Source organism: Pseudooceanicola batsensis HTCC2597 (genome assembly GCF_000152725.1).
In the GTDB taxonomy this organism is placed as follows: domain Bacteria; phylum Pseudomonadota; class Alphaproteobacteria; order Rhodobacterales; family Rhodobacteraceae; genus Pseudooceanicola; species Pseudooceanicola batsensis.
Genome location: NZ_AAMO01000015.1, coordinates 55,192 through 75,554 on the forward strand (window position 1 = coordinate 55,192; position 20,363 = coordinate 75,554).

The window sequence follows — 20,363 nt, forward strand, 5'->3', positions numbered from 1 at the left end:
TTGGGATGTGTCTCTGTCAATTCGCAGTATAACCGCCATCTACTACAATCTCTGCTCCGTGAACGAACGATGACTCATCCGATGCGAGGAACAGGACCGCATTCGAAACCTCTTCAGGTTTGCTTGGCCGCTTGAGCAGCGTGGCCCCCAGAATTGCCTGCCGGGTCTCTTCGTCGGCGTGTAGCAGATCTTTTGTCATGGGAGTATCGATGACACCGGGATGGATCGAATTGACACGTATGCCACTTTCGGCCAGGTCGACTGCGCAGGATTTGGTCAACATCCGTACGGCGCCTTTGGATCCAATGTAGGCTCCCGCCGAAGCGGCACCAACAATCCCATAGATTGAAGAAATATTGATAATTGATGCTTTTTCGGTCTCTTTCATCAATGGAACCGCGGCTCGGATACCGAGATAAACACCGCGTACATTGACGTTGATCGTCATGTCAAATTCGTCAGGCGAGGTTTCGTGGAGCGGCTTCAGAATGAGAATGCCAGCGTTGTTCACTAGCACATCAAGTCGACCAGCACTTGATTGCACCGTGGAGATGACATTCTTCCAATCTTCTTCAAGCGTCACGTCATGCTGAATGAATTCCGCCTTCCCTCCGGCTCCAATGATACCTTTTACTACGCTTTCACCCGCTTCCGTATCACGGTCGGTTACAAATACATGCGCGCCTTCACGTGCCAGCGTTTCACAATGGGCTTTTCCCATGCCCATGGCGCCACCTGTTACCAGTGCGACTTTTCCGGATACCCGTCCCATAGTTCTCTCCTGAGTGTTCATGAACAAATTTAATTGTTTCCGCCGGGTTTTCTTAATGCCCGACGGAATTCTTTACACCTTCTCGGCAGTGCGGTCGCGGATCAGGGATGTATAACCTTCCTCCTTAACCGCACTAATGGCATTGCGATAATTGCCAATCCCGGCCATGTAGAACATCACCGCATTCTTCTTTCCGGGGATATTTGCGCCGAAGATCCAGCTTTCAGCTTTGGGGAAGAGTGTCATGTCGGCGATTTCACGGCAGGTGCCAACCCAAGCGTCGCGCGCCTCCACGGTTGGCTCCACACTTTGAACCCCCTCTTCTTCCATTGCGCAAATCGTGTCAGCGATCCATTCAACTTGCGTCTCAATGCTGGGGGGCAGGTTAGTGAAGGGGCCATTAGGGCCAAGGATCATGAAGAAGTTAGGGAAGTCTACCTCCATCATGCCGAGGTAACCGAGTGGGCCTTCCTTCCAAGTGTCGCGCATGGTCACGCCTCCGCGTCCGCGGAGGTCCATTTTGACGTAATTGCCGTCGACCGCATCGAAACCAGTGGCAAAGATTACGATGTCAAGCTCATGCTCCTCGCCGCTTTCGAGACGAATGCCGTTCGGAGTGAACTCTGCGATCGGATCGGCCTTCACGTCGGCGAGGGTCACGTTGTCTCGGTTGTAGACCTCGTAATAGTTGTTTCCGCAAAGCGGGCGCTTGGCGTAAAGGTCCTTCGGCGTCAGTTTCTCTGCGACCTTGGGGTCCTTCACGATTTGCTTGATCTTGCCCTTGATGAAGTCAGCGGCCGCATCATTGGCCACTTGGCTGGTCGCAATATCGCAAAAGGTGCCAAACATGAAATAGAAACCACCGCCGCGCTGCCAGGCGGCTTCGAAGACCCGCTCCCGTTCCTCGGGCGAGGCGGTTTCGGCGGGTTCGGCGCTTTCTTCGAAGCCGAAGGCCACAACAGAATTCTTCACTTGATTCCAGATATTATCGTAGTTCGCCTTTTGCTCGGCGATGGTAGCATCGTCTTGCGGGGTGTTCCCAATCGGCACGACATATTGTGCAGAGCGCTGAAAAACAGTCAGGTGTTTTGCAATTGGTGCCGTTGCAGTGATAACCTGAACACCCGTCGAGCCGGTGCCGATAATGCCCACGCGTTTGTTGCTCAAGTCCACTCCCTCGGGCCAGGCACCTGTGTGTAAGATACGGCCTTTGAAATCATCGATGCCCTTGAATTTTGGAACATTCGTTGCGGACAAGAGACCGAGGCCAGTGACAAGGTATTTTGCGGTAACTGTCTCACCACTATCAGTGATCACGTTCCAGAGACCGGTTTTTTCATTATAGTGCGCGCCATCCACTTTGGTGTCGAACTTGTAGCTGCGTCGAAGATCGAGATGATCCGCTACCTCGTTCATGTATTCGAGGATCTCGGGCTGGGTCAGATACCGGGTTTTCCAGCGGCCTTTTCGAAGCAACTCTTTGTCAAAAGAATAGCGATAGACATAGCTTTCCGTGTCTGACAGCGCACCGGGATATCGGTTCCACCACCAGGTGCCGCCAACGTCACTGGCGCTGTCATAGCCCCGGACGTTCAGTCCCTGCTCGTTGCGAAGTTTGTGGACAGCGTAAAGCCCGCCGAAGCCCGCGCCAATGACGACTGCGTCAAAATCCGCTCCGACCGTTTTAGTATTCTCAGTCTGAATGTTCATATCACTCCTCCCAGAGTAAGACCGCTCCGCCCCGCAGATTGCGGGTGAGATGCTAGATGAATGTTTCGTAGGGGTTTGTCTCGCACCGCACCGCAATGCAGTGCGAGTACAGGTCTCAGAGGGCCCGATACCATGCGGCGATGCGACCAAGTTCCTCGTTTGCCTCGGGCGCGCGTCCCGAAAGCGCGGGAAAGACATGCTGCATGCCTTCGACGATAGACAGGGTCACGTTTACGCCCTGTGCCTTGGCCTTTTCGTGCAACCGTTCGGCATCGCTCTTAAGCGTCTCGGCCCCTCCGGCATTGATATAGAGCGGCGGGTAACCGGTGAAATCGTTCTCCAGCGGGTTGGCCAACGGATTAAGCGGATCCGTGCCTTCACCGAGGAACATCCCCGCCATCGCTTCGAGGATCGGTTTGCCGACTAGCGCATCGGTTTCCGCGTTGGTTTCCAGTGTTTCCCCGCGCATCGCCATGTCGAGCCAGGGCGAATAGGCGATGACCGCTCCGGGCAGTGGCAACCCAAGTTCGCGTAACTTCAGCACGCTGGCGATGGCAAGATTGCCGCCAGCACTGTCGCCAGCCGTCAGAATATTTCTTGCCTTGAAACCCTTATCCAGCAGCGCTTTGTATGCGGCTACTGCATCTTCGATCTGCGCCGGAAATGGGTGCTCGGGTGCGCGCCGATAGTGCAGGATCACCGACGTAACCCCAAGCACCTTAGCGAGGTGCCCTGCCATTTTTCGATGACTATCGGCTGAGCCGACGGCAAAGCCGCCACCATGAGTGTAAACAATTACACGCGAGGTATCTGCCCCGGCTGGTAGGGCCCAGATAGCCTCAACTCCTCCGACATGATCGCTTTTGTAGCTAACGTTTTCCGGCTCTAGTGCGGGCTGCCCCCATTCATCGAACATGCTGCGCAGGTTCGCGATCGTCAGGTCTGGGTTCTCGACCATCTGATCGGTCCAATTCTGATAAAGCGCCCGCAGCGTATCCGCTTCTCTACTGATTTCCATGTTTATCCTCCCAAGCATAACATTTGGCAAAGCCACCAACTGACGTCGCCAATCTCGAAGACGTCAAACGGTCAACGGCATACGCCAATTATCTCAGAGTAAGGGCGAAAAATGCGCCATGTATTGAACAAACCTGCTTTGGAAATAGTATGATCGTGCTCAGCCTGTCGTGAGGCAGATATGCCCGTTACTAGGCTCTGTTGATGGCGTGGATACCCCCTCCCGACGGCATCGCAATGTGCCACTATGATGAGCGTTAAAAGCCATCACAGAAGGAAGGAGCATCTATGTCCGAAATTAAAATTATCGGTGTCGACTTGGCAAAGCGCGTTATCCAGTTGCATGGTGCGTACAATGATGGGTCAGTCGCGTTTCGCAAAAAGCTTTCACGAGGCCAGTTTCTCGCGTTCGTGGCACAGCAACCCAAATGCATGATCGCCATGGAGGCGTGGCCACGGCGTATGGCTGGGGCCGCGAATTTGAGAAGCTGGGGTGCGACGTGCGGTTGATACCGCCGGTCTATGTGAAGCCGTTCGTCAAACGCCAGAAGAATGATGCGACCGATGCAGAGGCCATCTTGGAGGCTGCATTGCGTCCAACCATGCGCTTTTTCGCAGTGAAGACGGAAGATCAGCAGGCCCGTGCCATGCTGTTTCGCACGCGGCAGATGTTTGTCGGCCAGCGCCCCCAGATGATCAACGCTTTACGCGGCCACCTCGCCGAACACGGATTGGTCGCGGCCCGCGGGCCTGCCCATCTCAAGCGACTCGCGGACGCAATCGCAGGTGATGACACCGCGCTGCATGCTGAGGTTCGTGACCTCGGCCGGATGTATCTGGGGCAGATTGAGGGGCTGAATACGCGTGTTGCAGAGCTTGACGCGAAGATGCGATGTGCCGCCAAGAAAGCCGACTTGGTGCGCCGAACACAAACCATGCCGGGCGTGGTTCCTGTCACGGCGCTTGCGATCGAGACATTTGCCCGTGACCTGGCCACCTTCCGGCGCGGGTGCGATTTTGCCGCCTGGCTTGGGCTTGTGCCGAAGCAGCACTCGACGGGCGGCAAAGCCCGGCTCGGGAAGACCTCGAAGATGCGACAGCGCGACTCCGGACACTCTTGGTCTCTGGCGCTATGGCTGTCCTCCAGGCTGTCGAGCGGTTTGACACACCGAATAATGGCTGGCTGAAACGCCTACTAACCCGCAAGCCGCGCATGGGTCGCCGCGATTGCGCTGGCCAACAAGATGGCGCGTGGCCTCTGGGCCATCATAATGAAACAAGAGGATTACCGGAATCCGGTGGCGGCGATGGCATAGCGAAGACGGCATGCCACGACGTCCCGGTAAGTTGGGAGTGTGAGGAGGTCACTGAAAAGTAAGGGCAAAGGATCGATCAGATCCGGGTCAGAGAAAGCAGCATTTGTGCAGGAGCCACCGAGCTCGGTTTGTTGATATGCCTCTGGTCCGCGCATCGCCATACCGGCCCGCGGTTACATCAGCGCCGCACACAGAGGCCTGATACATGACCGCACCCGATCACACGCTCGCGCCGTTCAAAAAATCACTTGCACCAATGGGGGCATGCATGCACAAATCCCGTGTCGGACTCATCTTATGAATCCAGCGTGGTAGCTGAGGTGCATGAGCAGACCGACAACCCCGACATACAAGACCATGAACTGGCCCGCTTATAACGAAGCGCTCAAGCGCCGTGGCTCGCTGACGATCTGGTTTGACCCCGAGATGAGCTGGGAGGCCGTGCCGACAGGCAGAAGAGTTACAGCGACGCCGCGACCCAGACCTGTCTTTCGATGAAGGTCCTGTTCGGCATGGCCTTGCGACAGGCGACCGGGTTCGTCGAGAGCCTGTTGCGGCTGATCGGTCTCGACTGGACGGTGCTCGACTTCAGCACCCTGTCCCGGCGCCAGAAGACCCTGGCCGTGAACATCCCGTATCGCGGCTCCAAAGGGCCGTTGCACTTGTTGGTGGACAGCACGGGGATCAAGCTTGAAGGTGAGTGGCATGCCCGCAAGCATGGCGGCCCCAAGCGACGGGTCTGGCGCAAGATCCACCTCGGGATCGACGAGCAAACGTTGGAAGTGCGCGCTGTTCAGATCACCGGGAGCCACATCGGTGACGCTCCAGTGTTACCCAACCTTCTTGAACAGATCCCGGCAGACCAGCAGTGTCACGGCTGACGGTGCGTATGACACACGAAAATGCCAGGACGCGATTGCGGACCGTGGCGTCCACGCCGTTATCCCACCAGGTAAGAACGCAAAGTCTTGGAAGACCATCACCGCCTAAGCCGCGTCGAGACGAAGATGCACTGTGTTAAGTTGCTGGGGCAGCGCCTTATGGCGCGGGACTTTGACCGTCAGGTCGCGAAAACCCTTTCTAAATAACGAGGCACCCTCCAGTCGCAAGGGTCCTCTTTGACAAGCGCGCTAAACAGCGCGGTCAACCGATCCTTGCCGATATTTTTGGCGTGGTGCATCAGGCCTCCCCGCCAGCGGGGAAATCCGTAGCCGTGAATCATTACTAGGTCGATGTCTTGCGGTTTTTCTGCTACGCCTTCGTCAAGGATATCGCAGGCTTCCGCCACCATTGTGAGCAAGAGCCTTTCTACGATTTCGTCAGCTGAGAACTCGCGGCGAGTGAAGTTCATTTCTTCTGAGACACGGAGTATTTCGCTAGCGACCAGCTCCGAATGTGAGGGTTTGCCGTCTGGCCCATAGTCGTACCATCCGGCGCCCGATTTGCGTCCTAGGCGTTTGTGCTTTTCGACCAGCCGCTCGACCAAGGGCACGTGACCACAGCAGTTCCCTTCGGCAACTGCCTTGCGACGGATATTCGCGTAGGCGATGTCCAGCCCCGACATGTCCTGTGCAGCATATGGACCCATCGCCATACCGAATCCGCGCATAGCCGCGTCGATCTCGTCGACATTAGCCCCCTCCACCAGAAGGCGATTAGCGGCGCGACGGTAGCTCGACAAAATTCGGTTTCCGATGAAGCCATCGCAAACACCAGACAGTACCGGGATTTTACCAAGCCTGTGCGCCAGCACAAGTGCTGCACCTAATGTTCCGTCTGACGTTCGGTCGCTCCTGACGACTTCCAGAAGTTTCATAATATGCGCAGGACTGAAGAAATGCATCCCTACAAAGCGTGCCGGGTGTTTCAACCCATCAGAGAGCCGATTTACATCGAGATAGGATGTGTTTGTGGCAATGATGGTCTCGGGTGGCAGTGCGCCTTCGAGTTCGGTCAGGATCGCGGTCTTAACCGCAAAATCCTCGAAGGCCGCCTCGATTGCTAGATCGGTTGGTGGCAGAGCGTCATAGCCTGAGACCGTAACCAGCCGGTCTTCAACCGTCTTTGCCGCATCGACGGACAGAATACCGCGACTGATACCCTGATCAATCAGCTTTTGCAGGTTTTTACTGGCCCACTCGGCGGACGAGGCACTACGTTCGACGACAGTCACCGAGATCCCTGCGGTCGCCAGCGTGTACGCAATAGCTGCGCCCATATTGCCACCACCGACCACGATGGCGGTTTCAGCATCTCGGGAAGGTCGGGGGTAGGCGCGCCCCTTGTTGGTTGCGGTACGCTCGGTGAAGAAAACGTGCCTAAGGGCCCGCGCCTGATCCGAGGTACGAAGGTCCAAAAACGCAGAGCGCTCGCTGGCTAGTGCGTCGTGCAGCGGCGTCGTCGCACTGGTCGCGACTAGGTTCACCGCAACCTGCGGGGCATTCTGGCCAGGCATACGCCGCGCTACATGCGCTCGGGCGACTTCCGCTGCGACGTGGTTTGGCTTTGGTGAAGGAAGATTGTCGGGTGCCTGTGCCGCCTCAAGTACATCGTCATCGAGAGCTATGGCCGCGCCAAGCGGGTCATCGGCTAGCAGCTGGATCAGTCCCATTTTCAGTGCCTGCTCGGCGGAAACAGCCTTCCCGGTGACAATCATGTCAAGCGCAGCTTCAATACCGATAAGTCGCGGCAGTCTTTGGGTTCCCCCTGCGCCAGGCACGATCCCCAAGTTTACCTCTGGCAAGCCCAGTTTGGCAGAAGTTGAGGCGATGCGATAGCAGCAAGCCAGAGCAATCTCTAGTCCCCCACCAAGCGCAGCCCCGTTGATTGCTGCGATAGTAGGAATCGGGAGGTGTGCAAGTTGCATCAGCACATCATTTAGTTGTGGATCAACAGGCAACTTACCGAATTCCTTCGCATCCGCGCCCGCGACGAAGGTCGTTCCTGTGCCGGTGATAATCAGCCTGGTAGCCCCAGTTTCGAGGACTTTGAAGATACAGTGTTGTATTCCAGCCCGAACCTCCGCGTTGATTAGGTTAAGCGGCGAATTGTCTATGGTCAGAATTGCTGCGTCATTTGAGAAGCTTAATTCAACAGGCATGGGCATCCTCACAGCACTGGCGCGCGATTGCGCGAGATAAATTTGGTAATGAGATAGCCTTCGAAGGTTTCCGTCCCGCCTTCAGTCCCATAGCCGCTGTCTCTCACGCCTCCAAACGGAGTCTCGGGCAGAGCGAGGCCGAACTGGTTGATGCTTACCATACCTGCCTGCAAACCCGCAGCTGCTTTATCTGCACGCTCTAACGAATTGGTAAAGACATAGGACGCCAGCCCGAAGGGTAGCCCGTTGGCCCGCGACAGTCCGTCCTCTATGTCACGAAAAGACGAGACGACAGCAATCGGGCCGAAGGGTTCTTCGCGCATCAAGTCAATGTCGTCGTTGGGCGTATCGACGATTGTCGGGGCATAGAAGTTACCATGATTTCCAAGCCTTTTGCCTCCCGTCAACACCCGTGCGCCGTTTTCGCGGGCATCCTCGACGAGCTTTTCCATCGCATTCACGCGTCCGCGATGACACAATGGCCCCATCTGTGTGCCCTCGGTTAAACCATCGCCCACCTTTACGCTCTCAAATGCTGAAACTAGCTCGGACAGAAATCGGTCGTAGATGCCTTGTTGTACGTAAAACCGGGTTGGGGCGATGCACACCTGGCCTGCATTGCGCAGCTTGTTGCCCGCCAAGGCGCGCGCCGCGGCCGTGGCATCGGCGTCGTCGAACACCAATACGGGCGCGTGACCGCCGAGTTCCATCGTCGCCCGCTTCATGTGGCGGCCAGCCAATTCTGCCAGATGCTTGCCCACCTCGACCGAACCGGTGAAGGTGATCTTGCGCACCTCGGGGCGCGCAATAAGAGTTTCCGAAATGAAGGCCGCATTACCCCAGACAAGGTTCAGACAGCCTTCGGGCAAGCCTGCATCCAGCAGATAGCGCGCAATTGCCATGCAGCCCGCCGGAGCCTCTGCCGGGGCTTTCAAGATCATCGTGCAACCTGACGCAAGCGCCGCCGCGACCTTGCGTACCGCTTGGCTCAGCGGAAAATTCCAAGGCGTGATGGCAAGGCAGACGCCTATCGGTTCGCGCACGACAAGCTGCTGTACCCCCGGGCTGCGCGATGGAATGATGCGCCCATAAATGCGCCGACATTCCTCGGCGTGCCAGTCGACGTGGTCAGCTGAGGCGCGGACCTCAGCCAAGGCCTCAGCCAGCGGCTTGCCTTCATCGAGAGTGATCCAGCCAGCGATCAGTCTGTCATTTTGGCGCAGCAGGTCGGCAAACCGTCGCAAAATTGCACTTCGTTCCATGGGAGAGCTGTTTTTCCATCGGCGAAAAGCTGATTCGGCCGAGTGAACCGCATGGTCCAGATCTGCGGCGCTAGCCTGCGGAATCTGTCCGATAGTTTGCCCGTTTGCAGGGTTTATGACTGCACGATCCTCCGGCGTGGGAGAAGCGATCCAGTCCCGTCCGATGAGGTGCTGGATGGTCGGATAATTCATTTCTTTCATGGCGTTATGCCCTCGCTCAGTTGTGTCATCCGCAGGATCCGGCACGAAGGGGACCAGATGGACGACTTTAGTTTTCCGCATAGCGGAAAAGTTTACCACAGTATTGACGCGGACGTTATCGATCGTTTAGATGTGTTTCAAGACGCATAATTCTTCCCGAGGAGGGATGTCGTGAGACCAAGGAAAGACCGCACCAAGGACGCCGAGAGACAGGACCGCGATTTTGTCACGGCGTTGGCGCGCGGCTTGGAGCTGTTGCGGGCCTTTCGGCGGGAAGGGGAAGCTCTGGGGAATGGTGAGTTGGCCGAGCGCACTGGCCTGAGCAGATCGACGGTCTCCCGGCTGGCCTATACACTGAACAAGCTGGAATACCTCAGCTACGACCCGGATACAGCACGTTATCGACTGGCCCCTCCAGTGCTTTCGTTGGGTTTCTCCTGCCTTGCAGGGATTCCGCTGCGGCAACTGGCGAAGCCCTTTATGCAGGAGCTGGCTGATTACACAGGCATGCCGGTGGCCATGGCCAGTCGTGACCGGCTATCGATGGTCTATCTGGAGCGGTGCAAGGGCACTAATGCCGTCACGCTGGCGATCGAGGTTGGTGCCCATATTAAACTGGCCACGACCGCGGTTGGTCGCGCCTGCATAGCGGCGCACGACCCGGATGAGCGGGCCAGAATTCTGGCCCTTGTGGAGGAACATGAAGGCGACAACTGGCCGAATGTGCAGCCCGGAATCGAAGCAGCTATCGCAGACTACCAACAGCACGGTTACTGCACGTCCTTCACGGAGTGGAAACGTGATGTGAACGCTGTAGCGGTGCCCTTCGTGCCGAAGGACGGCTCACCCATTATTGCCTTCAACTGCGGTGGCCCTTCGCAAACCCTTACGCGCGACTGGATCGAAAGCGACGTCGCGCACCGCCTTGTCGATCTTGTCCGCCGCGTTGCGGCGGTCGCACCCTGAACAATAGAGAGCATCATGGCCCTTGATAAAGATACCCTTTCCCAGTTTCTCGACGCGCTCGACCGCTTCGTGAAAGAGCGACTAATCCCTTACGAGGATCGCGTCGCCGACGAGGATGTGATTCCGCCGATGCTGGTCGATGAAATCCGCATGATGGGCCTTTTCGGCATGTCGATCCCGGAAGATTTCGGCGGGCTCGGCTTGTCGATGATAGAGGAAGTGCAAGCCGCTTTCGTTCTTGGCCAGGCTTCGCCTGCGTTCCGGTCGCTAGTTGGCACCAACAACGGGATCGGCTCTCAGGGAATCATCATCGATGGAACCGACGAGCAGAAGGCGCAGTATCTACCAGCTCTCGCGTCCGGAGATATGATCGCATCCTTCGCCCTAACCGAGCCAGATGCTGGGTCGGATGCTGGCAGTCTGCGCACTACGGCGCGGCGTGACGGTAACGATTTCCTTCTGAACGGCACGAAACGCTACATTACCAATGCACCGCGTGCCGATCTATTCACGGTTTTTGCCCGGACCAATCCAGAGGCGGAAGGTTCTGCCGGCGTAAGCGCCTTTCTCGTCGAGGCAGGGACGCCAGGCATAACGCTTGGCCAGCCTGACAGGAAGATGGGGCAGAAGGGCTCGCACACATGCGACGTCATCCTTGACAATGTCCGCGTGCCTGCCGCGAACATTATCGGCGGGCCGGACCGTCTGAACAAGGGCTTTAAGACAGCAATGAAAGTCCTTGACCGGGGCCGACTGCATATTTCTGCCGTCTGTGTGGGCGCCGCCGAACGGCTGATCCGTGACAGCCTATCCTATGCGATGGAACGCAAACAATTCGGTGAACCCATCGCTGAAAAGCAACTGATCCAAGCCATGCTGGCTGACAGTCGCGCCGAGGCCTTCGCAGCGCGTTGCATGATCGAAGAAACAGCACGCCGCAAGGACGCTGGTCAGAACGTGTCGACTGATGCTGCCTGCTGCAAGATGTTTGCCAGTGAGATGGTAGGTCGAGTGGCCGATCGCGCAGTGCAAATCCACGGCGGTGCAGGATACATGGCCGAATATGCGGTCGAGCGCTTCTATCGCGATGTGCGTCTCTTCCGCATCTACGAGGGGACAACCCAGATTCAGCAAATACTGATCGCGCGGAATATGATCCGCACTGCAGCAGCTTAACAGGAGCGAAGACAAACTATGGACTTCAATTTCCTTTCCACCCCGAGGATCGTCTGCGAGAGCGGTGGGCTTGGCCGGATCGGCAGCCTGATGCAAGATTTGTCTTGCACCCGTGCGCTGGTCGTGACGGACCCGGGCATATTGGCCTGTGGTTTTGCGGACGAGGCAGCCGCCTCACTTAGGGCTGCTGGCATCGAGGTTGAGATTTTTCATAAAGTCGAAGCGGACCCCCCGATCGCTGTCGTCGAGGCCGCGGTAGAGGTCGCGCGGGCCTTTGGTGCTGACGGAATCATCGGACTTGGCGGCGGCAGTTCACTGGACACTGCCAAGGTCATCGCAGCGGCGGTAGCCAACGATCAACCGATTACGGACATGATCGGGATTAATCAGGTCACCGATAAACGCTTGCCACTGATCCAGGTGCCAACCACGGCAGGGACCGGATCAGAGGTAACATGGGTGTCCGTGCTGACTTCGGAAAGCCACGAAAAAAAAGCGGTATATGCACCGCAGCTTCTGCCTGACGTTGCCTTGCTAGATGCAAAGCTAACATTGGGAATGCCTCGTCACATCACAGCGGCCACGGCGTTAGACGCAATGGTTCACGCCATTGAGGCAGTAACCAGTCGCACCAGAAAGAATCCCATTTCCGATGGAATGGCGGACAAAGCGCTGGTGCTTCTCGGTCAGAACTTACCAATCGTCATGGAAACGCCTTCGGACCTGTCAGCGCGAGAGGCCATGCTGTTGGGGGCGACACTGGCTGGGATGGCCTTCATTAATGCCAGCGTGGGGGCGATTCATGCCTTGTCATACCCACTTGGAACAGGTTTCAAGGTTCCTCACGGGCACGCAAACGCTCTGGTCGCAGGACCAGTGATGAGGTTCAACATGCCCGTTGCAGAAGCTGAATATGCTCGTCTATCGCGGTTACTACTGCCCTCGCGGCCTTTCAACTCTGATGCGGCTGCGGCCCATGGCCTGATCGACGAGATGGAACGGATGCTAGTCGAAAGCGGACTTGAGTCTCGACTTTCTGGTGTCGGAGTGACCGAGGCAGCCATTCCCGGAATGGCTAATGAGGTCGTGACCGGTATCACGCGATTGCTGGAGACCAACCCGCGCGACATGACAGCCGAAGATGTGTCGCGCCTCTATCAGGAGGCGCTTTGATGGCTGGCTCATTGGACGGGATCAAGGTGGTCGACCTCAGCCGCGTGCTGGGCGGGCCTTACTGCACCCAAATGCTTGCGGATCATGGCGCTGAGGTCATCAAGGTGGAGCCGCCTCTGGGCGACGAGACCCGCAGTTGGGGCCCGCCTTTCAATGATGAACTCAGCGCTTATTTCTCTGGCGCCAACCGCAACAAGCGGTCCATCGCTATCGATCTGCAGCAACCGGAAGGGCGCGACCTGATTTTGCGGTTTCTTCAGGATGCGGATGTTTTAGTTCACAATTTTAAGTCTGGTACTCTTGAAAAATGGGGGCTTGGTTATGCTGATGTTCTCAGGGCACGTTTTCCTAGACTGGTACTCTGCCATGTGACTGGATTTGGTTCCGATGGCCCACTTGGCGGTTTTCCCGGCTATGACGCCGTGGTACAAGCTATGACGGGCCTCATGAGCATCAACGGCAATCCCTCCGAAGGCCCGACACGCATGGGTACGCCCATCGTGGACATCGGCACCGGTCTGATCGCCTGTAACGCTATTCTCGCCGCACTTTTGGAACGGGGCCGGTCCGGATTGGGCCAAGCCATCGAAGTGCCGCTATATGATTGCGCGATCAGCATGATGCATCCCCAAGCGGCTAATTCCCTCATGTCCGGACAGATACCAATGGCGACCGGCAATGGGCATCCAAATATCGTACCATACGACATGTTCGAAACAAGTAATGGCAAACTCTATCTGGCTATCGGTAACAATGGTCAGTTCGCAAAACTCTGTGACGTGCTTGGCCTACCTGAGGTGCCCTGCGATCCACGATTTGCCGACAATGCCGCGCGTCTTGCGCATCGGTCAGAGATGACAGAGGTCTTGTCAGAGTGCCTGGTGCAACATGACGCCTTCAAACTTGAGCCGGTGCTTTTGAAAGCTGGGATTCCCGCCGGAGTCGTTCGGAATGTGAATGAAGCGTTGGAGCATCCACACACCCGACATCGCGGCATGGTGGTATCAGTTGGCACCTACCGCGGCACCGGCGTGCCAGCACGCTTGTCGCGTACCCCCGGAGCGGTTCGCGCGGCACCGCCTCGCTTCGGGCAGCATAGTAGGGAGTTGCTTAGCGAGGCTGGACTGACAGAAGCTGAAATCGATAGATTGACTCAAGCGAATATCGTTCGAGAAGAACCGCGGATGCGCGAGACGACCTAAGCCGAAATTTCAGCTCAAGCGGACGATCGTGAAAAAGTTCAGGGAGGCCAAGATGGAAAGACTGCTCATATCACCGGACCGGATACCCGAATGGATTCCCGGCACGACTACGTTGGACAGTTCCGGGTGCAACTGGAACGGCATTACCCTGAAGGGCTATCGTTATGAGCGACAAGACGCGGCAATTCCCCCCATGCGCGACTATATGATTGTTGCATATGATGGCGCGCCAACCACTATGCGCCGCACGAGTGGCGGCCCATGGCAAAGCGCGCGCGTAGAGAAAGGTAGGATTTCCTTGCTCACGCGTGCAGAGGAATCCACTTGGAGTTGGTCCGAGCCTATCACGGTTAGACACGTCTATCTCAGTCACAGTGAACTCGAAAACACGGCCCTTTCGGTCTTTGATCGTGACCCGAAGTCCATTGAGATCAATGATTGTCTGTCTGCGAAGGACCCCTGTATCCTGAACTGCATCCAATTGCTAGAGAATGAGCTAAAGAACGGTGGAATCGGCCAGAGATTGATCATCGACGCCCTGCGCATCCAGATCGCCGTTCACCTTCTGCGTCAGTACGCCAAGGTCTCTTTGACCAGCGACGCAAACTCGAACTTCAGCCCTGCTCAAAGGCAGAGAATCATCGATCTCGTTGAAAGCTGCTTAGGTGAAAACCTCAGTCTGGAAGACATGGCCGCATCTATCGGTTTCAGCCAGTTTCACTTTTCGCGTCAGTTCAAGGCGGAGTTTGGGTTGGCACCGTATGCATATGTTTTGCGCAAGCGAATATCGAAGGCCCAGGAGATGCTGAGAAAGGGTAATGCCCCCCTGAAAGTGGTCGCGCTTGACTGCGGTTTTGCAGATCAGAGTCATTTTAGTCGAACTTTTCGAAAAATGACAGGCGCGACCCCCGCCGAATTCCGGCGCATGGCATAATGACCGGAAAACTATTCCTTCCTATCGCTGTCACGCACCAGAGACAAAGAAATGTTGAGCCCGTAACGCTGCAATGAATGTACCAGAAACAGAATTTAAACCACGATTTGCCTTCGAACGCAGGATTTTCTTTGGCGACTGTGACCAGCTGGGAATCGCCTTTACTGGCCGGATTACGAATTTCGCGCTGGAAGCGATCGAGACTTTCTGGGACGATTTGCTTTCAGGCCGGGGCTGGCTTTTTCTACTCACGGAAAGAAACACGGCCATGCCTTTTGTCTCTATGGACCTACAATTCCATGCGCCGGTGAAAGCAGGCGCGAACCTAGCATGCGAGGTCTATGTGGTCCATGTCGGGGAAAGTTCAGTTGGTCTAAAAGTTGTCGGCCGTCAGCATGACTTGATTTGCTTCGAATGCGAAACGAAGTCAGTTTTCCGAGATGCTTCAACATTTGGTAAAGTCAAAATTGAAAGCTCAATTCGGCAGATTTTGCTCGCGGAAGTGGGTTCGGAAAATCAAACAGTGAGCTAGGCCTGTAGGCTTTGGAGACAGCAAAGCCTGTGCAAAACGATCTCATGTAAGGGAACACAAGAAAAAGCCAGAGAAAGGGAAGCCCGGGTGCCGGGCTTGAAAGGATAGAGAGAGGCTCTTCCGGGTCCGGCGTGACAAGGACCCTGACCATGGCCAAGACCACAACCCGCCCGAAACCCGCCACTGCGAAGAAAACCGAAGCCACTGAGTTGTCCGTGCCTGGCGGCGGGACCGACATCCGGATGATCCCGCTCGACCAGTTGGAGCCGAGCCCGCTCAACGTTCGAAAAGTTGCGGCCAGCGCCAGCGACGATGCTGAGCTCCTCGTCAGTATCCGCGAGACCGGAATTAAACAGAATCTGGTGGTTCATGCGCTGTCAGAGACACGTTTTGCAGTCGATGCCGGCGGTCGTCGCCTCAAGGCGCTGAAGCAGCTCGCTGAGGACAGCGTCATCCCCGCCGATCACCCCGTGCCCTGCCTCGTCGATGATAAGCGCAACGCCATCCTTACTTCTGCAACTGAAAACCTCCAGCGCGCGGCGATGCACCCCGCCGACCAGTTCGAGGCTTTTGAGGCGATGATCGCCGAGGGCCGCAGCGAAGACGAGATCGCGCTCAAATTCGGCGTCTCCGTCGACCTGGTGCGCCGCCGCCTCAAACTCGCCCGTGTCGCGCCCGAGATCATCGAGCAGTTCCGCGCGGGTGATCTGACCCTTGAATGCGTGATGGCTTTCACACTGACCGACGACCATGATCGCCAGCTGGCGGTCTGGAACGCAGTGAAGGGCGGCTATCACATCCATCCGCAAAGCATCAAACGCCATCTTACCGAGACCGCCCATTCGGCGAACTCGGCCATCGGGCGCTTTGTCGGCATTGAGGCCTATGAGGCGGCGGGTGGTGTTCTGCTGCGCGATCTCTTCGACGACCGCGCCAGCGCCCATATGGAGAACCCCGAACTCCTAGAGCGTCTCGCCATCGAAAAGCTGCAGGCTGCGGCGAAAACCTTCGAGGGAACGTGGAAATGGGTCGAGGTGCATCTCTCGGTGGATTACGGCGCGTTTCGCAGCTTCGGGCGGGTCTATCCGCAGGACATCGACCCCGATCCGGACCTGCTCACCGAAGAAGAACGTCTCATTGCGCGCGAGGAAGAACTGGCGGCGAAGAATGACGGCGAGGACTGGACGGACGCGGAGACGGAAGAATATTATGCCATCGAGCCGCGCCTGCGCGAGATCGAGGCCCTGCAACGCGAACGGCAGCCTTACGCGGACGAAGATCGTGCCATCGCGGGCGTGGTTCTGACCATCGGTCATGACGGCGCGCTGCGTGTCGAGAAAGGCCTCGTGCGGCCAGAAGATATCCCCGCTGCGGTCGTCCCGAGCGAAAATAGTGCTGACGCGGGTGATGCCCCGTCTCCTGTCCGCCCGAACGTGACGCCGCCAACCTCCTCGACACCGGTGCCCACCTCCGACCCGGCCGCGACCTTGCGCAAGGCGAACGGGATTTCGGCGAGCCTCGCCGACGATCTGCGCGCGACGCGTCAGCATATCCTTCGGGCGCATCTGGCGGCGGATTTCGAGGTGGCGTTCGATGCGATGCTCTACGCGCTCTGCGAGCAGGCTCTGGGGCGGTCCTACAACAACGAGGCGCTCGATATCTCGATCCGGCCCTTCCAGGCGCAGAACCGCGAGGTGCTGCATTCGGATACTGTTGCCCAGAAGATGCTCGAGGCGCTGGAGCAGGGCCTCGCCACCGACTGGATTACGCTGGAGAAGCCCGAAAACTTCCGGGCGATGTCGGCGCTGCCCATTGCCGCCAAGCAGGCGCTTTTCGCCTGGGCGACGGGTCTGGCAGTCAAGCCGCAGCTTTCCTCCGACAATCGCCCCTCCCCGATCATCGAGGAGATCGGCGCGCGTCTTGACGTCGATGTGGCGGCCTGCTGGCGCCCGACTGCTCAGAATTACTGGGGTCGGGTCAACAAGGGGCATGCGGTCGCTACCGCGCGCAAGCTCATTGGCGACGATTACGCCGAAGATCGCAATCGCGAGCGTAAGGGCGATATCGCGGCCGCGATGGAGCGGGCCTTCGCGGAAACGGCCGGCGAGACGGAAGGGTTCGACGCCGCAACGGTTGTCAGGACGACGCGCTGGCTGCCCGACGGGATGGTGTTTGCCGGTGCGGCGGAGGCTGTTGCCGACATGGCAGGCGAAGCGCCGGAGACCGAGGAGGGGGATGTGTCCGCCGAAGATTCTCTGAGCGACGCCGAGAGCGATGAACCGTCGTCCTTGCCCGCCTTCCTCAGCGAGGATGCGGCTTGACGAGCCGCACGCTGACCTGATCACGACATGAGCCTTGGGCCGTCCTCACATCGAGGGCGGCCCTTTCCGGCTGACGGGTTACCAACAGCCGATATCGGATCGGCGGGCCCGTCCCGGAGATATCCCATGACCACCACACTTGACCTCGATCCCGTTAAGGAAGCCGCACTCGTCGCTTCGCAGAATGACGCCTTTCGTCGCTCTATCCTTGGCAATATCCTCGTCACCGATGCCCCGCAGGGCCAGTTCGTGATGACCCGTGGCGTTGCAGCGCTTGGGCCCGATGCCCAGCTTGCTCTCACCCGCAGCGTGGCTTCATTTGACGCGTTCAACGCTGACAGCGACCCGCAAGGATGGCACGAGATGGGCGTCATCGACCTCGACGGCACGAAGGTCTGGTTCAAGATCGACCTGTACGACGTCGACTACACCTATGGCTCGCCTGAGCCCTCCGATCCTGATCAGACGCGCCGGGTCCTGACCCTGCTTCTGCCGTCGGAATACTGACGCCCCTTTTTCACCGACATCGCCACGGATCGCCCTTGCACAAAGGGCGGTCCTTTCGGGCTGGCGGGTTCCAAGGGGCGCGATGATCGTGTCCGGCCTGCCGCAGGAGACCAGAGATGGCCAAGACACTCGACTACCAGATCACCCTCTATCCCGCACATCGCGATGGCGCCTTCGTCGTCACCCAGTTCCAGATGCTGGCGAACTACCCCGAAAAGCGCATCGAGGCCGCGGGCATGGATGATCTGATCGACCAAGTGACGCAGTTCGCGATGGAGCACGGCGAGAGCTGCAGCGCCTCGGTGCGCTGCCTCGCTCCGCGCAAACCGCCGGGGTTCAAGCGCGCGACCGAGAATTTGTATTTCAACCTGGTTGACCGGACGGCTGAGAAACGCGGCGACGCTGCGGCCTGAAGCCCCCCAAAGGAAACCTCCGGGGCGCGGCCTGCAAGACGGTCGCCCTCACCCTCCCTCAATTCCAAAGGACCGAAGATATGACACAAGCAAATGATTTCTACGCGCAGATGCTCGAAGCCCAGAGACGGGCAGCCGAACAGCGGGTCGAGACCCGCGCGGCGCTTCTCACCGAACTGCGCGGCCTCGGCGTGACCGGCCTCGACGTGCAATATGAAGGCTATGGCGATTCCGGCAATGTCGAGGAGGTCGTCGTGACGCCTGACACGATTACCCTGACAGAAGAGCTGCGGCGACGGGTCGAAGATTTCGGCTGGGACTTTGCCTATGCGCTGAGCCCTGGCTTCGAAAACAACGAGGGCGGCTATGGCGAATTGACCTGGGCGCTCGAGACGGACAAGATCGATGTCAGCCACTCGAACCGCTTCATCGAGACCGACACCACAGAACATGAGGGGCTCTGACATGGCACATCCTCTCCACCACGCCGAAAGCTCGGCCCGTAGATTTGGCGGTGTTCCAGATGATTACCAACATGTGCATGACTGGTTTGACTCATCTAAAGAGCACCTAGGTCTCTTTGTTCACAGAGCCCAAAAACATCATACGGTCGGGATTTATGATGCCGAGCGGGTGTTCGGTCGCAGCCTGATCAACAGCGCGGGCCGGGTCGTTCCGATCCGCTGGATCGGCGAGCAGCATGTGCGCGAAGACTGCCAGGGGCGTATCCCGTCACTGGCTGACTGGCTCGGACGCATACAACCCGAACCGTGGATGGCCAATGGCCGGATCGACAACGACCCGACGCAGATCGGCAGCGATCCGCGTGCGGCCTGGGTCCAGGCGGTTGCGGGTCACCAGACCATTCTTGGCTTTGAGGATTGGCTTCTCAAGGTCTCTGTCGAGCACGTCCAGCATCGCCAGAATCGCGCCGCCGCCTGATCCGCCGGGCGGCAAACTCACCAACCATCTGATCCCATCCAGATCGACCCGCCTGCGCCACAACCGGCTTGGCGGGTCGATTGCGTTTCGAGAAAGGACATGGACATGCAAGATCCCGTCTACGAGGAGGTCCACCAGGGCCACACGATCAAGATCTACCACGACCCCGACGCTGAGGACCCACGAGAGTGGTGCAACCTCGGTACGCTGATCTGCTGGCACCGCCGCTATCGGCTGGGTGACAGCCATCAGTACGACAGCCCTGAGGCGTTCCTGCGCGATCTTGCGGGCGTCTCGGATCAGAGCGATCTCTCGATGGATCGTCTGCGGGACCGCGCCGAGCGGAAGGCAATCATTCTGCCTGTGTTTCTCTATGACCATTCCGGTCTCGCGATGAACACCGTCGGGTTCCACTGCCCGTGGGATTCTGGGCAGGTCGGTTACGTCTACGTGACGCTCGAAGCGGTCCGAAAGGAATTCGGTGTAAAACGCGTGACCAAGGCCCTGCGCGAACAGGCTGTAGACATCTTACGTGGTGAGACCGCCGACTACGATTCTTACCTTGGTGGGCGTGTCTATGGTTACATCGTCGAACAGGGTGGCGAGGAGATCGACGCTTGCTGGGGGTTTGTTGGCGCCTATGAGACGCATTGTTTGCCGGAGGCGCGGAATGCCGTTCCTCGGTCCGATCCCCATGCGCCACCCGCGACCGGTGCATTGACCGCATATCCATAGAATAACTCGCCGCCACACACCGGAACTATGGGCAGCACCCGATCGCGGACATGCATTGCTGCATTGCAGAAAAGTCATAGCCCG

Annotated in this window: 17 protein-coding genes and 2 pseudogenes; 14 read left to right on the top strand and 5 right to left on the bottom strand. The window is 57.8% G+C overall.

Annotated elements, in window-relative coordinates; genetic code table 11:
- Positions 1-16: 16 nt before the first annotated feature.
- The 3 genes from OB2597_RS21235 to OB2597_RS03910 all read right to left on the bottom strand — a co-directional run bounded on the left by OB2597_RS21235 (position 17) and on the right by OB2597_RS03910 (position 3,500).
- Positions 17-772: an SDR family NAD(P)-dependent oxidoreductase gene (locus tag OB2597_RS21235; RefSeq protein ID WP_009804216.1), complete on the bottom strand. Its 756-nt coding sequence runs from the start codon at positions 770-772 to the stop codon at positions 17-19.
- 72 nt (positions 773-844) lie between these two features.
- Positions 845-2,482: a flavin-containing monooxygenase gene (locus tag OB2597_RS03905; protein WP_009804217.1), complete on the bottom strand. Its 1,638-nt coding sequence runs from the start codon at positions 2,480-2,482 to the stop codon at positions 845-847.
- Positions 2,483-2,597: 115 nt separating this feature from the next.
- Complete coding sequence (locus tag OB2597_RS03910; protein WP_017468330.1) at positions 2,598-3,500, bottom strand: alpha/beta hydrolase; 903 nt, start codon at positions 3,498-3,500, stop codon at positions 2,598-2,600.
- A 287-nt stretch (positions 3,501-3,787) separates the two neighbouring features.
- Here OB2597_RS03910 and OB2597_RS03915 point away from each other — a divergent pair.
- Positions 3,788-4,815, top strand: a pseudogene (locus OB2597_RS03915) (IS110 family RNA-guided transposase).
- A 324-nt stretch (positions 4,816-5,139) separates the two neighbouring features.
- Positions 5,140-5,888: pseudogene (locus OB2597_RS03920) on the top strand (IS5 family transposase); the annotation flags it as partial.
- Here the strand turns inward: OB2597_RS03920 and OB2597_RS03925 are convergent.
- Together OB2597_RS03925 and OB2597_RS03930 are read right to left on the bottom strand one after the other, a co-directional pair.
- Complete coding sequence (locus OB2597_RS03925; protein ID WP_040609072.1) at positions 5,876-7,915, bottom strand: FAD-dependent oxidoreductase; 2,040 nt, start codon at positions 7,913-7,915, stop codon at positions 5,876-5,878. The pseudogene OB2597_RS03920 and the gene OB2597_RS03925 sit on opposite strands and share 13 nt — an antisense overlap.
- A gap of 8 nt (positions 7,916-7,923) precedes the next feature.
- On the bottom strand, positions 7,924-9,369 hold the full coding sequence (locus OB2597_RS03930) for an NAD-dependent succinate-semialdehyde dehydrogenase (RefSeq protein WP_084658595.1): 1,446 nt from the start codon (positions 9,367-9,369) through the stop codon (positions 7,924-7,926).
- 180 nt (positions 9,370-9,549) lie between these two features.
- On the opposite strand from OB2597_RS03930, the gene OB2597_RS03940 reads away from it, so the two are divergent.
- The 12 genes from OB2597_RS03940 to OB2597_RS03990 all read left to right on the top strand — a co-directional run bounded on the left by OB2597_RS03940 (position 9,550) and on the right by OB2597_RS03990 (position 20,279).
- Positions 9,550-10,344, top strand: coding sequence for an IclR family transcriptional regulator (locus OB2597_RS03940; RefSeq protein WP_009804224.1), 795 nt, complete (start codon positions 9,550-9,552; stop codon positions 10,342-10,344).
- 15 nt (positions 10,345-10,359) lie between these two features.
- Complete coding sequence (locus tag OB2597_RS03945) at positions 10,360-11,520, top strand: acyl-CoA dehydrogenase family protein (protein WP_007120593.1); 1,161 nt, start codon at positions 10,360-10,362, stop codon at positions 11,518-11,520.
- Between the two features lie 18 nt (positions 11,521-11,538).
- The gene (locus OB2597_RS03950) at positions 11,539-12,693 is read left to right on the top strand and encodes an iron-containing alcohol dehydrogenase (RefSeq protein ID WP_007120592.1); all 1,155 of its coding nucleotides are present in this window, start codon (positions 11,539-11,541) and stop codon (positions 12,691-12,693) included.
- On the top strand, positions 12,693-13,895 hold the full coding sequence (locus OB2597_RS03955) for a CaiB/BaiF CoA transferase family protein (RefSeq protein WP_007120591.1): 1,203 nt from the start codon (positions 12,693-12,695) through the stop codon (positions 13,893-13,895). Before OB2597_RS03950 ends, OB2597_RS03955 begins: the two co-directional genes overlap by 1 nt.
- Positions 13,896-13,947: 52 nt before the next feature.
- Entirely contained in the window at positions 13,948-14,829 is an 882-nt protein-coding gene (locus OB2597_RS03960) for a helix-turn-helix domain-containing protein (protein WP_232272173.1), read from the top strand.
- A gap of 73 nt (positions 14,830-14,902) precedes the next feature.
- Positions 14,903-15,361 carry an acyl-CoA thioesterase gene (locus OB2597_RS21240; protein WP_007120589.1) on the top strand — a complete coding sequence of 153 codons (459 nt, stop codon included), beginning with the start codon at positions 14,903-14,905 and terminating at the stop codon, positions 15,359-15,361.
- A 149-nt stretch (positions 15,362-15,510) separates the two neighbouring features.
- Positions 15,511-17,682 carry a ParB/RepB/Spo0J family partition protein gene (locus tag OB2597_RS03965; protein WP_009804227.1) on the top strand — a complete coding sequence of 724 codons (2,172 nt, stop codon included), beginning with the start codon at positions 15,511-15,513 and terminating at the stop codon, positions 17,680-17,682.
- Between the two features lie 126 nt (positions 17,683-17,808).
- The gene (locus OB2597_RS03970; RefSeq protein ID WP_009804228.1) at positions 17,809-18,189 is read left to right on the top strand and encodes a DUF3768 domain-containing protein; all 381 of its coding nucleotides are present in this window, start codon (positions 17,809-17,811) and stop codon (positions 18,187-18,189) included.
- A gap of 116 nt (positions 18,190-18,305) precedes the next feature.
- Entirely contained in the window at positions 18,306-18,602 is a 297-nt protein-coding gene (locus tag OB2597_RS03975; protein WP_009804229.1) for a hypothetical protein, read from the top strand.
- 80 nt (positions 18,603-18,682) lie between these two features.
- The gene (locus OB2597_RS03980; protein ID WP_009804230.1) at positions 18,683-19,066 is read left to right on the top strand and encodes a DUF6878 family protein; all 384 of its coding nucleotides are present in this window, start codon (positions 18,683-18,685) and stop codon (positions 19,064-19,066) included.
- A 1-nt stretch (position 19,067) separates the two neighbouring features.
- Positions 19,068-19,544, top strand: a complete 477-nt coding sequence (locus OB2597_RS03985; RefSeq protein WP_037930962.1) for a DUF6915 family protein — start codon at positions 19,068-19,070, stop codon at positions 19,542-19,544.
- Between the two features lie 105 nt (positions 19,545-19,649).
- Positions 19,650-20,279: a hypothetical protein gene (locus OB2597_RS03990; RefSeq protein ID WP_037931030.1), complete on the top strand. Its 630-nt coding sequence runs from the start codon at positions 19,650-19,652 to the stop codon at positions 20,277-20,279.
- Positions 20,280-20,363 lie beyond the last annotated feature (84 nt).